This is a genomic window from Pantoea sp. X-Soil-ISGK-275 (assembly GCF_059730795.1).
In genome coordinates, this window is record NZ_AP035976.1 from 479,653 (window position 1) to 493,505 (window position 13,853).

Sequence of the window (13,853 nt, forward strand, 5' to 3'; positions counted from 1 at the left end):
GAGAGGGCTGGGGTGAGGGCAACAAGCCGCACTTACCCGCGCCGCAATCCCGCCACATCCACCTGCCACTGATTCAGCTTGTTATACAGCGCGGTGCGTGAAATCCCTAGCAGCTGCGCGGACTGGCGCAGATTGCCTTTCTGCTCGCGCACCACCTGCATCACATGCTGGCGCTCATTCTCCTGTAGCGAGCTCAATTCGCTGGCGACAGGCGCGTTACGCAGCACCATCTCTTCCGGCAGATCGTGGCGATCAATCTCCAGCCCTTCACACAGATTCACCATGCGCTCGACCAGATTCTCCAGCTCGCGCACGTTGCCGGGCCAGTGCCACGCCTGTAAACAGCTCATCGCCTCGGCGGAGAGTTGCGGCGCAATGCGCTTCAGCCGGGTGCAGAGCGCCTGAATAAAGGTATTCACCAAACCGGGAATATCCTCCTGACGCTCGCGCAGTGGCGGGATCTCCAGCGAAATCACATTCAGGCGATAGTAGAGATCGCGGCGGAACGCGCCTTTCTCTACCGCGTCGAGCAGATTGCAGTGGGTGGCGGCGATGATACGCACGTTAACCTTGATGGGATGCGCCGCGCCGATTCTCACCACTTCGCCTTCCTGCAGCACGCGCAGCAGGCTGGTTTGCGCCTCGAGCGGCATTTCGCCGATCTCATCGAGGAACAAGGTGCCGCCATCCGCCAGCTCAAACTTGCCCGCCGAGCCGCCGCGCCGCGATCCGGTAAACGCGCCGTCGACATAACCAAACAGTTCGCTCTGCACCAAATCACGCGGCAGCGCGCCGCAGTTGAGCGCGATAAACGCTTCCTGCTGGCGTGGGCTGGCGTTGTGAATCGCCTGCGCGAACAGCTCTTTACCGGTGCCGCTTTCGCCGGTTAATAACACGGTGCTGTCGGAGCGACTGCTGGCGCGCGCTTTCTGAATCGCTTGCAGCACGCGCGGCGCGTGCCCGCGAATCATCTCAAAGGTGTAGCTGGCGCCCACGCCCATCACGCGGCGCGTAATGGCGCGGATACGCTGGTTCTCGCGCAGCGACAGCACGCGGCCGCCGTCGGGCGCGGGCATCAGCGAAATCAGGCAGGAAAGGGGATGGACGCCATCCGGCATAAATTGCAGCTCACGATCATTGCAGAACGGCATGGTGAGCAGCGATCCGCCTTGCGGTTGCAGCAGCACATCGATCGGCCCAGCGTGGGGATCGATGCCGCTGAAGATCTGGCGGGCATAGCGATTCAGCGTTTTGATGCGGCCGTGGCGATCGCAGACGATCACGCCCTCATTGAGGGTTTCGAGGATCGACTGCTGCTCGGCCAGCAAGCGGCGTAGCATCAATTGCTGACCGACCGCTTCCGCTGCCGCCTGCACCGTGCCGAGCGTGTGCGCATTGAAGTTGTCGGGCGTGGCGGTCAGCGTGAGTACGCCCAGCAGCTGGCCGGTGGCATCGCGCACCGGCGCGGCGGCGCACTGGCGATGGCGTTTGCGCAGATCGAGCTTCCAGTTTTCGCCGCTCAGCACATATACCAGCCGCTGCTCAATCAGGCAGCGCGCGGTGCAGTTGGTGCCGAGTACCTCTTCGCGCAGGATGCTGCCGACCGGCGTCAGATCCGCGCCGCAGAAATGCAGCGTCACACCTTGCGCATCGGTCAGGTTGATGTGGCCATCCGGGTTATACGCCAGCAGGTTTTCCATGATGCTGCGCGCTGCGAGGATCAACTCGGCGTTGTGCTCAAGGATCGCCGCCAGTTCCGTTGCGGGCGGCGAGACATAGGCAAAGGTGGCGGGATCGATCGCGCGCTGCTGCGATCGCTGCCACGACTGCAAAATGCTGTGCCGCATCCAGCCGGGCTGTTCACCGCGTTCGAAGCTGTGCCAGCCCTGCCACAACAACGTATCCCATTCACCCACCTCCGCGCTGTCCGGCAAGCTGAAGATCGGATCGCTTTCATCTTTAAACGGCAAACGCTCACTGGCACGCATGTGACACTCCTGATGAAGATGGAATGTCCATTTTATTGACATGTGAAGTTGACATGTAAATTTTGTTGCCAGATTGTGAGCTATATCTGTGTTATGCCTCACATAAAGCGGCGGATTGCAGTTGGCATCGCCTTTGCACTACAGATTGCACATCCCTGCGCTCGAAAGAGCACATCTAAAACAAAAAGGAATAGGTCATGACATTTCATCTTAAGCCAGTACGCGTCGGCCTGATTGGCGCCGGACGCATGGGCAGTTTCCACGCGGAAAACCTGGCCTGGCGCGTGCCGGGAGCGATCCTGGCGGCGGTGGCCGATCCGCAACCGGGCGCCGCCGACGCGCTGACCAACAAGCTGGGCGTCGCCCAAGCCTATAGCGATCTGCATGCGCTGCTGCAGGATCCCGACATTGATGCGGTGGCGATTGCCGCACCGGCGCGCACGCACGCCGAATGGGTGATCGCCGCCGCGAATGCCGGCAAGCATGTGTTCTGCGAGAAGCCGATGGCGGTGACGCTAGATGAGGCGGATCGCGCGATTGCTGCCGCGAAAGCGGCTGGCGTGGTGTTGCAGGTCGGTTTTAACCGCCGCTTTGATTCCGGCTTTGCGGCGGCGATCGCCGCGGTGAAAGCGGGTGAGAATGGCACCACGCAGCTGAGCCGATCGCTGACGCGCGATCCCGGCCTGCACGATCCTTCGCGCATCCCGCAGTGGACGATCTTCCTCGAAACGCTGATCCACGATTTTGACACGCTGCTGCATTTCAACCCCGGCGCGAAGCCGGTGGAAGTCTATGCGCTGGCCGATGCGCTGGTGCGTCCGGATTTTAAAGACAAAGGCTTGCTCGATACCTCGGTGGTCACTATTCGCTTTGATAACGGCGCGATTGCCACCGCTGAAGCCAACTTCCAGGCGGTATATGGCTACGACGTGCGTGGCGAAGTGTTCGGCAGCAAAGGCATGTTGCAGGCGGGCCACATCAACGTTAACAACTGCGTGCGCTATCACCAGGATGGCATCGCGATTGAAACCTCACGCATGGATTCCGACCTGCTGCGCGAAGCCTATGTGGCGGAGATGGCGGAATTTGCCCGCTGCATTCGCCGTGGCGAGACGCCGCGCGCTACCGGTGAAGATGCGCGTAACGCGCTGGAGATCGCGCTGGCCTGTATCGACTCGGTGCAGCAGCTGCAGCCGATCAAACTGGGAGGTCGCTAATGGCCTCTTATCAGCTATCGGTTTGTGCCGAAATGGTGTTTCTCGATCTGCCTTTTGTCGAGCGCGTGAAACGCATTCATGAACTGGGCTTTGGCGTCGAAATCTGGGGCTGGGCCGACAAAGATATCGATGCGCTGGCAGCAACCGGCGCGCGTTTCACCTCAATGACCGGCTACCTCAGCGGCAACCTGACCGACGATAACGAGATCCAGCAGCTGCTGCAAAGTGCCGAAGCGTCGCTGGCGGTGGCCGAGCGGCTCAACTGTCCGGCGTTAAACCTGCACGGCACCGGGCTGGATGACAAAGGGTTGCCGGTCAAACCGGTGGAAGTGGTGACCGGCGCGATGTGGCTGAAAGCGGCCGATACGCTGCGCAAAGTGGCGCAGCTGGGCGAGCGCGCCGGACGCGTTTTCACGCTGGAGAACCTTAATTTGCCGGTTGATCATCCCGGCACGCCGTTTGCGCTGGCGGCCGATACGCTGGCGCTGGTGGAAGCGGTTAATAGTCCAGCGCTGAAGATGAACCTCGACCTGTATCACGCGCAGATCGGCGAAGGCAATTTGATCGAACTGATTCGCCGCTGTGGTTCGGCGATTGGTGAGATTCAGGTGGCCGATGTGCCGGGGCGTCAGCAGCCAGGCACCGGCGAGATTAACTATCGCGCCATCGCCCGCGCGCTGCACGATGTCGGCTATCAGGGCACCGTGGCGCTGGAAGGCTGGGCCAGCGGCGAAAGTGTTGCCGCGCTGCAGCAGTTCCGCGATCACTTCACGCTTTAACGGTTCCTCCGCCGGGTATTTGCCTGTTGCCCGGCGTTAACTCGATGAAATAAATAATAATATCTCAACCCTACAGGACTAACCTATGAACATCAGAAATGTGATGCTGTGCCTCTGCGCATTGCTGCTCAGCCTGAGCGCGAGCGCTAAAACCTTCACCGTCGGCGTCGCGCTGGCGAACTTCGATCTCAACTTCGTTTCGATTCTGCGCACCCAGATGCAGGAGGAACTGAAAGCCAATCAGCTCAACAGCCAGTTTGTCGATGCCAAAGGCGATGTGGCGCTGCAGGTGCAACAGGTGGATGATTTTGTTAACCAGGGCGTCGATGCCATCATCCTTAATCCGGTCGATACACAAGGCGTATTGCCGATGATTACCGCAGCGAAAAACGCCGGCATTCCGCTGATCTTCGTCAACCGTAAACCGGAAGTGAAGCTGCCCACCGACATGGCGTATGTCGGTTCTGACTCGGCGTTGGGCGGCGAAATGCAGATGGAAGCGCTGGCGAAGAAGATGAACTACAAAGGCAACGTGGCGATTCTGATGGGGGCGCTGTCGAACGAAGAAGCGCGCGAACGCACCCGCGCGGTGGAAGCGGTGATCGCCAAATATAAAGATATGAAGGTGATTGAGAAGCAGAGCGCCAAATGGCAGCGCAACGAAGCGGTGGATGTGGTGTCGAGCTGGCTGCTGAACCAGCGACCGATTGACGCTATCGCGGCGAATAATGATGAGATGGCGATTGGTGCCATCATGGCGCTCAGTCAGGCGAAGAATGAGAAGATTTTGGTCGCCGGTATCGACGGCACGCCAGATGGTCAGCAGTTCGTGAAGAACGGTAAAATGACGCTGACCATTTTCCAGGATGCAAAAGGGCAGGCGACCGGTGCGGTGCAAGTGACTAAAGCGCTGCTGGAGAAGCAGAAAGTGCAGGCGTTTAACTGGATTCCGTATCAAACCATTACGCCTGAGAACTATGCGCAGTTCGCGGCGAAATAACATTTTTATTTACCAAAACTCTCCTGCTCGCAGGAGAGTTTTACGTTGGAAACCCGATTTATTCCTCCTCCACTTCGCTTTATTTGCCTAACTCTGACTGATAAACTCCGGCTGCAACCAGAATTGTCTCTGGTTAATGATTGCTCAGGCATGATGCATTAACAGAACGCATGCGTTCGACCGGAGAGAAGTGCAGGATGGATAAAGAGATTCTCAACACCATAAATTCTCAGCACCTTTTTCCCGCGCACAGCGACCGGCATATTTTTTTTGGTGTTGATGGTAAATTCATTGGCCACTCGCTGATTACCATCATGTCGATAATCAAGCATGCCAATGATGTTCGTTATCACTTTCATCTTATCTCTTCGGAAATATCTGCAGTTGACACTGTGCGTCTGGAAAAAATATTCGCTGGATCGCCACATGGATTAACGCTGCATCATATTCAGGATGGTTTGTTTAGCGCGTTCCCTACCACAGAGTTATTCACTCGCGCGACCTATTATCGTTTTCTCGCTCCGCTTATCTTGCCGCATGCCGCTAAATTGCTTTATCTCGATGCGGATATGGTTTGTCTGAATTCTCTCGACGAATTATGGCAAATTGCTATGCCATCCGAGGTAATTGCCCTGGTTGTAGGTGAGATTGCAGCACTGCAAGCGCAGTTGGCTGAAAATGTTGGCCTGCGTGGAAAACGCTACTTTAATGCTGGCATGATGCTGATTGATGTTCAAAAGTGGAACCGAGAGCAGGTGAGTGAACGCGCGTTTAATTTGCTTAGCGAAAAGGGAAAGCAGTTCCAGTATCTTGATCAGGATGCGTTAAATACGCTGCTTGAAGATCGTGTGATATTTACGGAAGCTCGCTTTAATACCATTAACATGCTCTCACACGATGATAACGGTTATACGCAGGATGTGCCGAAAAATACCTGCTTATTGCACTACGCGGGTGCCGATAAACCCTGGCAGCGGTGGAATCAACAGCACGTTGGCCATTACTATCGCGATCTTTATCAGATTTCGCCATTAGCCGACGTCTCTTTTGAAACACCGAAAAACGCGCAACAAGCGAAGAGAATGTACAAATTTTTGTTCCGTAGTCATCAATGGATGCCGGCACTCTATTGGCGCATTAAGTATTTTAAAATGAGGTATTTTTGAGTGCAGACTTTACGTTTAAAGCCGCTGTTAACCGAAAGCAATATTTATCAGCTGTGCTTTCTGTTGTTAACCCTGGCATTTGCGACCTCGTTAGTTATCCCCGCATATCCTAAGAAAACATTCTATTTGGTGGGTTATTTAACGCTATTTTTTCTGCTGGCCCAGGGAATAAAAAGAAAATTCGTTCTGGATAAGAGTGCTTTCATCGTCGCCGTTCCCATTCTATTATTGGGCATAGTCAGGGTAATATGGTCGCGCATTTATGCCGATGCCTATTTTAGCGATGTAGTGGATAACTATTTTCAGGGCGGTAAACTTTTCATTATCTCCGCTTTTGTCAGCTATTTTTTCATTGCGTGGCGTCACTGTTTGTCAGCGAAAGTCCTGCGCATTAGCGTGTGCTTGTTAATTTTTGGCTTGCTGCTGACGCTGGGCGCCGGCTGGTACGAACATGCTCAGACGCAGCAACGCATTAAATTACTCACCGATTCAGCCGGTACCGTTTCATACCTGATGACGGCGTTAGCATTAACTGCCCTGTTTATTGTGAATAAGGTGATAGTTCGCCGCCTTAATCAAATTCTGCTGTTCACCGCTATCTTTGTGGTGAATATGCTGCTGATGTTCCTCACTGAGTCACGTGCGGCGGTGTTGGTGCTGCCCGTTTTATACTTGCTCTGTTTTTATCTGGTTCATCGCTGGGCAGGAAAATATTCGCTGGTGATTTTAGTTCTTTGCATTGCGGGGGGGCTGTTCTTCATGCCCAGCTCCATTATGCATCGGTTGGACAACATCCAGAACGAAATAGACAGCTATCAGAAAAATAATGATACCTCAATTGGTGCGCGCTTCTCGATCTGGAAAAGTGGCTATCACAGCGTTTCCTGGTCGCTGCTGGGGCAAAGTCCGGATGACAGAACGGATAAAGCGCGCGTTTATATTAAAACCTATGAACGCGCTAATCCTGAGGCTTATAAAAATGTGATGTATCACTTGCACGATGATTTTTTAGAAACGCTTTCGCTGCAAGGTATCGCGGGTGCTGTCACCCTGATTCTTTTTTATGTGGGTTTAATTGTGGCGGCAATGCGTCGTCGGGCATTGGATGTCGCGCTGCTTCCTGTTTCCATTTTTATATTCGGTTTGACCGATACCGTATGGATACAAAGCAGTTCGGTGTTTATTCTGATGGCATCGATTATTATGAGTTATGCGCTGATGCAGCATAAATTCATAAACCATAAATAGACTTGGTAGGGTCGCCATTTATGGCGACCGCTTTCATCAACGCCTCAAGCCATTCCCCGCAACTTCAACTTCAGAAACTTTTTCTTCAGGCTAAATCTGACCTTACTGTCCATCATAAATGAAGCGAAAGGCACGTTTTCTATCGCCTGCTTCACCACACCTTTTTCATACTCATCACTGATTAATGGGTAAAACTTATGTGCCAGATTGATCCAATGACAAGCGAGCAAGTTACGGTATTTTTTACCCAAAACCGCATCCATCTGTTGCGTGGCTTTGATTAGCATCGATATTTTATTGGCATCCAGCGCGCTGGAGAGGCTTTGCCCTCGTTTAAAATAGAGATAAGGCCCGTACATTGCTAAAAAGATCTTTTCACTGGCTTTCAGGATAGAAGGGAATAAATACGCATCCTCGTAGCAGGTGAAATCGGGAAAGTGATTATCGGTAAATAGCGATCGTTTAATAAACTGGCCGATAAAATGCGCCTGAATATCGCGGTGGATAAGGAATTTTTCAATCACCTGATGCTGCGATAAGGCAGTAACCTGCAAACCGTTCCACTTTAGCGGCTGCGGTTTACTTTCATAAACTTCATTCAGCGGTGCCAGCAGAATATCCGGTTTTTGCGCCTGCAAAAAAGGCACGATGTCAGCAAAAGAGTTCTGAAGAAGCTGATCGTCACCATCCAGCATCGTAACGTAGTCGCCACTGCATTTGCTGACGCCAAAATTTCTTACCTTGCCGATGTTACGGAACATCACGTCGAAGATTTTCACCTGGCTGAATGAGGCGGCAAAAGTGTGCAGCAACTCACTGGTGTTATCTGTGGATGCGTCATTCACCAAAACAATCTCAACCGCATCCTCAATGCCCGTGCAGGCATTTTTAAGGCTGTTTAATGTCTCGGCAATATACTTTTCGCAATTATGAGCCGTGACCAGGACGCTGAGCGTGCAGGGTGAATCCATCATTAGCCTCTATCGGTTAGCAGCTTGTGTGGCGAACAAGTCTATCGTTTTCTGTGCTTAAGGGAATGAAATTGTGTTGCACGGCTTTGGTGATCATCCTCACAACTCCACACCTCATTTATTAGCGCAACTAAACTTTCTCACCGCTTCGCCGATATTTTTCACCACTGAGTCCGTGCGCTTTGCCCCACGATTTTGGGGCTCTACGATCAACTTCTGGTGTGGAAAAATGTCATGATCGCAACGCCCTTGTCAGGCCCGGCGGCTTAGCCGGTGGAGAGGGTTTCGCTCACACTTATCGCCCAGCGCGCGGATAGCCTGGCGGTGTTCCTCCGTTGGGCGCTGCTGGCGTGGCGCGATGTGCGCCCGCTATTGATGGGTGCTGCGGCGGCCGCCAGCGAAGTGGCGCAACTGGCGGCACACATCAATCAGCAAGCCGGTTATCTCACGCTGAGTGCCGATACCCAGCAGAGTGAAACGCTATTCGCGCGCAGCTTCAGCACTACGCTCGGCACCGAGCACGGCACCGTGCAGGTGGAGCATGCGGCACAAACCATGCGCGAGATTCATCGCAGTATTAGTGGGTTATCGCAGCTGGTGACGGAACTGTCGGAGATGAGTGAGCAGCAGAATTTGAGCATTGAGAAGATTCAGCAGAGCATCAATAGCATCGATCACAGCGTGCATCATAACGTGCAGCACGTGGCGGAAACGCTGCAGGTGGCGCAGCAACAGCAGCAGGCTAATGCGTTGAAGCAGGCGATTTCGTTGTTTAGGTTGGGGTAAGTGCGGGCTTTGATAAGGTCGCCATGAATGGCGACCCTACGTCAATTACGCGACGCCATTCACCAGCAGCACGCGGTACTTCGCGCCTTTCAGGCGATGCGCTTTGGCTTCCTGATACGCCGGGCTGAAATACCAGCCTTTCGCCGCTTCAGCATCCGGAAACTCCAGCACCACCACGCCTTCCGCTTCCGGACCTTCCAGCGTTTCCAGCTGGCCATAAAACGCCAGCGGGGTGATCGGGTGATCGCCGCGCGCCTGGCCAGCTTTCTCTGCGTAGGTTGCCAGCTCGTCTTTGTCTAAGGTTTCGTCCTTAATAAACACCACATATGCAGCCATTACTTCTCTCCTCGCGCCTGACGTTTGTCTTCAGTGTTGTTATCGAAATCGGCGGCATCATGGCGCTCCAGCAGCTGATCCTGCGGCTCGGCACCAAAGGCGCGATTCACTTTACGACCACGAATCACCGCCGGACGCTCAGCAATCTCTTTCGCCCAGCGCACCACATTTTTGTACGACTGCGCATCAAGGAATTCGCTGCCGCCATATTGGTTGTTCAGCACCAGATTGCCGTACCACGGCCAGGTGGCGATGTCGGCGATGGTGTATTCATCACCGGCGAGGAAGCGATGGTCGGCCAGCTGGCGATCCAGCACGTCCAGCTGGCGTTTGGCTTCCAGCGTGAAGCGGTTGATGGCGTATTCGATTTTTTCTGGCGCGTAGTGATAGAAGTGACCAAAGCCGCCGCCGAGGTACGGTGCAGAGCCTTGCAGCCAGAACAACCAGTTCAGGGTTTCGGTGCGGCCCGCCAGCGAGGTTGGCAGGAAGTGACCGAACTTCTCGGCCAGATAGAGCAGGATGTTGCCGGATTCGAACACGCGCTGTGGTGGCGTGACGGAATGGTCGCTCAGCGCCGGGATTTTCGAGTTCGGGTTGACATCGACAAATCCGCTGGAGAACTGATCGCCATCGCCAATACGGATCAGCCAGGCATCGTATTCGGCGTCTTTGGCACCGACCGCCAGCAACTCTTCCAGCAGGATGGTAATTTTCTGGCCGTTTGGCGTGCCGAGCGAGTAAAGCTGCAGCGGATGTTTGCCGACCGGCAGGGCTTTCTCGTGCGTCGGCCCGGCGGTTGGACGGTTGGTTTTCGCGCCGTTACCTTTGGCTTCCGGGTCCCAGGTCCAGACTTTCGCGGGCTGATACTGATGTTCCGACATAGTGGTTTCGCCTTGTTGTGTTTGTATTTTTGCTGCTACTGAGTGTAGCAGCGCGTGATACAGGCGATTTAACCGCGCTGGCGGTGCGACGCAAAGTCCGATTATGTAAAGTTCTCTTGCGTAAACAGCATAAAGTCCACTTTACCGGGCTGATAAGTATCGGGAATCTCGCCCTCTTCCAGATGCCGCAGCATCAGCGTTAACGCGAGCTGGGCATGGCGCAGGGTATTTTGATCGAGGGTTAAGGTCAGCACCCGATCCTGCAATAGCCTGCGTGTGGTGCTGTACAACTCGTGCGTGACATACAGCACTTTGCCGTCGAGACGATGCCGCGCCAGCGCTTCGTGCACCTGTGTATTGCCAATGCCGGTGTTATACAACCCGACAATCGGCGGCGAGGCAGCCAGCGTTTTTTCTAGCAGACGGCTGATGCGTTCGCGTTCATCCTGACCGGCAAGAATCTCGCGCAGGCGCAGCTGCGGAAAGCGTTCGGCCAGCACCGCCTGAAACCCCTCAATGCGCAGGCGATGCGCGGCGTAATCGGCGCGTCCGCTCATCAACACCACTTCACCCGGCTGCGACAGCATGCTGCCGAGCATCAAACCGGCGGTGCGTCCGGCTTTGTATTGATCGATGCCGACGTGACACAGCCGCGCGGCATCGGGCAGATCGGCGACCAGGGTGATTACCGGCACGCCACGCGCTTTACAGGCGGCGAGCGCATCGTAGATCAGCGGGTTTTCATGGGCGAAGACGATCAGCGCGTCCATCTTTTTACTGCTGGCGGTAATGTGTGCGGCAAGTTTTTCCGGCGCGTTTTCCGGAATCAGCGTGCGATGCAGACGCAGGCGACGATAACCGAGTTCGTCGGCGAGTTTGGCAAAATCTTGCGCGAGTTGCTGGAAGAAGAAGGAGGCGTTACCGCTGAGCAGCACTTCGATCTGCCACGGATGGCGATGCTCCTCGGGCAGAATGCGTTTCAAACCGGCGTCACGCGCTGCCTGCAGGATTTTTTTGCTCATGGCGGGCGATACGCCGCCGCGATCGTTGAGTACCCGGTCAACCGTGGCGACACCCACGCCCAGTTGTTTTGCCAGCTCGGCCAGCGTCACTGCTTTCATGTTGCGTGCATTCCATCAGAGCGGGCCCTCATCCTAACCTTCTCCCGCCAGCGGGAGAAGGGACTATTTAGTTCCCTCTCCCTGTGGGAGAGGGCTAGGGTGAGGGCATCAGCGCCCACTTAACTAACCCAGCAGCTCACGCTCAATCAGCTCACGGGTTTCCACCGCCTGATACTTCATCTTTTCCGGATAGCCAAACAGCGCCGCCGAGATAATCGACTCGCCGCCGACCTTAAAGGTACGGTTGGCGAAATTCATCTCGCGCAGCGCTTCAAACAGCGCATCGAAATTCACTTCGCCTTCACCGACCGCCACATGCTGGTGGATAGTCGCATCCACGCCAGGCGGGTTAACGATATAGCGGCAGTGTTTGGTATGGTTCATGGTATCGGCGATCAGCATATGCGACAGATCGTCACCGGCGTAATGCAGCATGTTCTTCACATCGCCCACGCCTTTGTCGTAGTAGAAGGTGTGCGGTGCGCTGTAGATGTACTTGACGTTTTCGCTGCGGAACGACTTCACAATGTCTGCGGTTTCGTTGTTCTGCTCGCAGAAATCCCACGGGTGCGCCTGTATCTCGACGCGGATACCTTCACGTTCGATGATCGGCAGCAGCTCTTCCATCGAGCGATAGAACATCTCTTCACAAATTTCCGGCTCGTTGGGATTGCCCGACAGCTCGGTGTTGATCACCTGCACGCCCATTTCGACGGCGATCTCGATCATGCGTTTCCAGTTCTTCACCGCCGCCTGGCGACGCAGTTCATCCGGGCCAGACCAGCGATAAACGGTAATGAATGAGGAGATTTCCAGCCCAGTGGCATTCAGCGCATTTTTGTATTCGCGCATGATTTCACGGCTGGCTTTCGGATGTTTATAGAACGGATTGATCTGCGGGTGCGGCGACTGCTCGATATACTTGTAGCCCCATTCCGCCACCTGATGCACCATGCGCGTAATGCCAAGATCCCTGATTACATCCACATCAAAAGCGATTTTCATTGTTTTCTCCTAAGCGTTAAGCGGTGTGGACTTTGATGATGACCATACGGATCTTTTTCCACGCTTCATCACTTTTTCTGATGCGAAACCATCAGCCTAAACCGCCTTTAATGCGCCAAAAAATATCAAACATTTATTCTGAATGGTATGGAAATGAAATGGGTTATTCCGTTTTTGCGAGGGCGATCAAAATACTGAGAGGTTCTCTATCACCCGATGCCGTTTAATGATGATTTCTGCGTTTGAGGATTGGTGATTTTTAGCGGGTTAGGGCATTATTTTTGATAATTTATTATCATTTTTAATCCGGAAATAGCGTATGAGTAAAATCACCATGACCGCAATTGCCGCCGCTGCCGGTGTTGGCGTGGCGACAGTCGATCGCGTATTGAACCGTCGTGCGCCGGTGCGCGCCGCCACTGAACAGAAGGTGCTGGAAGCAGCCAATCGCCTCGGTTATCGCATCGGCAATGTGCCACTGCTGAGCGGCATCGCGCACGCCTCGAGCGTAACGCTGCGCATGGGCTTTATCCTGCTGTCAAAATCCTACTCGTTCTATCATTCCCTCACTGATGCGCTGCGCCAGCATACGCAGCCGTTTCATCCGGCAGGCAGCGAACCGCTGTTTACCTGGCACGACATCGATGATGTGGAAGCGGTGGTGGCCTCGCTGTATGCGCTGGCCGAGCAGGTGGATGCCATTGGCCTGGTCGCGCTGGATCACCCGCTGATTCGCCATGCGATAGAAAACATATCGCGTCAGGGCGTGCGGGTTTATGCGCTGTTTTCCAACTTTTCGCCGTGCGGCCACGCCGGTTATGTCGGCCTGGATAATCAGAAAGCCGGGCGCACTGCCGCGTGGATTGCCACGCATCTGTTACATCAGCCGGGCTCGGTCGGCGTTCTGGTGGGCGACCATCGCTTTATCTGTCAGGAAAGCAATGAGATCAGTTTCCGCTCCTATCTGCGTGAACAGGACAGCGCGCGGCGCGTGCTGGAGCCGCTGAAGACCAATGAATCGATTGATGGCGGTTACCGTTCCACGCGTCAGTTACTGGAAGAACATGCCGATTTGGCGCTGATCTTCGCGCCGTGTGGCGGCATTGAGGGCGTGATTCACGCCTTGCGCCAGCAGCCGCAGCGCAAGGTGGCGTTAATTTGTCATGGGCCGGTGAAAGAGGGCGAGCTGGCGCTGATTGATGGCACCATCACGGTGATGATCCGCAACCGCATCGACGAAATGGCCATGCGTCTGGCGCAGATGGTGCAGCAGCATCATGCCGAACCGGGCGACCATTTCACCCAGATCATCCTGCCGTTCGATATCGTCACGCGTGAAAACCTGTAAAGCGCGT

13 protein-coding genes are annotated in these 13,853 nt (G+C 54.7%); 7 read left to right on the forward strand and 6 right to left on the reverse strand.

All coding sequences use genetic code 11. The annotated features are described in order from the left end of the window. Positions 1 to 32 precede the first annotated feature (32 nt). Entirely contained in the window at positions 33 to 1,988 is a 1,956-nt protein-coding gene (locus AC6I8A_RS02095; protein ID WP_256698207.1) for a sigma-54-dependent Fis family transcriptional regulator, read from the reverse strand. 197 nt (positions 1,989 to 2,185) lie between these two features. On the opposite strand from AC6I8A_RS02095, the gene AC6I8A_RS02100 reads away from it, so the two are divergent. The 5 genes from AC6I8A_RS02100 to AC6I8A_RS02120 all read left to right on the forward strand — a co-directional run bounded on the left by AC6I8A_RS02100 (position 2,186) and on the right by AC6I8A_RS02120 (position 7,398). Then, complete coding sequence (locus tag AC6I8A_RS02100; RefSeq protein ID WP_436332629.1) at positions 2,186 to 3,205, forward strand: Gfo/Idh/MocA family oxidoreductase; 1,020 nt, start codon at positions 2,186 to 2,188, stop codon at positions 3,203 to 3,205. After that, positions 3,205 to 3,984, forward strand: a complete 780-nt coding sequence (locus tag AC6I8A_RS02105; protein ID WP_436332628.1) for a TIM barrel protein — start codon at positions 3,205 to 3,207, stop codon at positions 3,982 to 3,984. The genes AC6I8A_RS02100 and AC6I8A_RS02105 overlap by 1 nt, the downstream gene beginning before the upstream one ends. An 85-nt stretch (positions 3,985 to 4,069) precedes the next feature. Then, positions 4,070 to 4,984 (forward strand): substrate-binding domain-containing protein, encoded by a 915-nt coding sequence (locus AC6I8A_RS02110; protein ID WP_265300757.1) that lies wholly within the window; start codon positions 4,070 to 4,072, stop codon positions 4,982 to 4,984. A gap of 197 nt (positions 4,985 to 5,181) precedes the next feature. Further along, on the forward strand, positions 5,182 to 6,150 hold the full coding sequence (locus AC6I8A_RS02115; RefSeq protein WP_436332626.1) for a glycosyltransferase family 8 protein: 969 nt from the start codon (positions 5,182 to 5,184) through the stop codon (positions 6,148 to 6,150). Continuing rightward, complete coding sequence (locus AC6I8A_RS02120) at positions 6,151 to 7,398, forward strand: O-antigen ligase family protein (protein WP_312181649.1); 1,248 nt, start codon at positions 6,151 to 6,153, stop codon at positions 7,396 to 7,398. Positions 7,399 to 7,442: 44 nt separating this feature from the next. Here the strand turns inward: AC6I8A_RS02120 and AC6I8A_RS02125 are convergent, their stop codons facing one another. Next, positions 7,443 to 8,372: a glycosyltransferase family 2 protein gene (locus tag AC6I8A_RS02125; RefSeq protein ID WP_497817938.1), complete on the reverse strand. Its 930-nt coding sequence runs from the start codon at positions 8,370 to 8,372 to the stop codon at positions 7,443 to 7,445. Between the two features lie 270 nt (positions 8,373 to 8,642). Between AC6I8A_RS02125 and AC6I8A_RS02130 the strand changes: the two genes are divergently transcribed. Further along, a complete protein-coding gene (locus AC6I8A_RS02130; protein ID WP_497817939.1) occupies positions 8,643 to 9,155 on the forward strand; it encodes a hypothetical protein in 513 nt (170 codons plus the stop codon). A 45-nt stretch (positions 9,156 to 9,200) separates the two neighbouring features. Here AC6I8A_RS02130 and AC6I8A_RS02135 read toward each other — a convergent pair whose 3' ends face one another. The 4 genes from AC6I8A_RS02135 to AC6I8A_RS02150 all read right to left on the reverse strand — a co-directional run bounded on the left by AC6I8A_RS02135 (position 9,201) and on the right by AC6I8A_RS02150 (position 12,498). Beyond that, positions 9,201 to 9,491 carry a DUF1330 domain-containing protein gene (locus AC6I8A_RS02135; protein WP_265300767.1) on the reverse strand — a complete coding sequence of 97 codons (291 nt, stop codon included), beginning with the start codon at positions 9,489 to 9,491 and terminating at the stop codon, positions 9,201 to 9,203. Beyond that, positions 9,491 to 10,372 (reverse strand): glutathione-dependent disulfide-bond oxidoreductase, encoded by an 882-nt coding sequence (gene yghU, locus AC6I8A_RS02140; RefSeq protein ID WP_256698219.1) that lies wholly within the window; start codon positions 10,370 to 10,372, stop codon positions 9,491 to 9,493. The genes AC6I8A_RS02135 and yghU overlap by 1 nt, the downstream gene beginning before the upstream one ends. 101 nt (positions 10,373 to 10,473) lie before the next feature. Further along, positions 10,474 to 11,493 (reverse strand): LacI family DNA-binding transcriptional regulator, encoded by a 1,020-nt coding sequence (locus tag AC6I8A_RS02145; RefSeq protein WP_008106937.1) that lies wholly within the window; start codon positions 11,491 to 11,493, stop codon positions 10,474 to 10,476. A 123-nt stretch (positions 11,494 to 11,616) separates the two neighbouring features. After that, on the reverse strand, positions 11,617 to 12,498 hold the full coding sequence (locus AC6I8A_RS02150) for a sugar phosphate isomerase/epimerase family protein (protein ID WP_256698220.1): 882 nt from the start codon (positions 12,496 to 12,498) through the stop codon (positions 11,617 to 11,619). Positions 12,499 to 12,817: 319 nt separating this feature from the next. Here AC6I8A_RS02150 and AC6I8A_RS02155 point away from each other — a divergent pair, with 319 nt between their 5' ends. After that, positions 12,818 to 13,846 (forward strand): LacI family DNA-binding transcriptional regulator, encoded by a 1,029-nt coding sequence (locus AC6I8A_RS02155; protein WP_256698221.1) that lies wholly within the window; start codon positions 12,818 to 12,820, stop codon positions 13,844 to 13,846. The last annotated feature ends 7 nt before the right edge of the window (positions 13,847 to 13,853 follow it).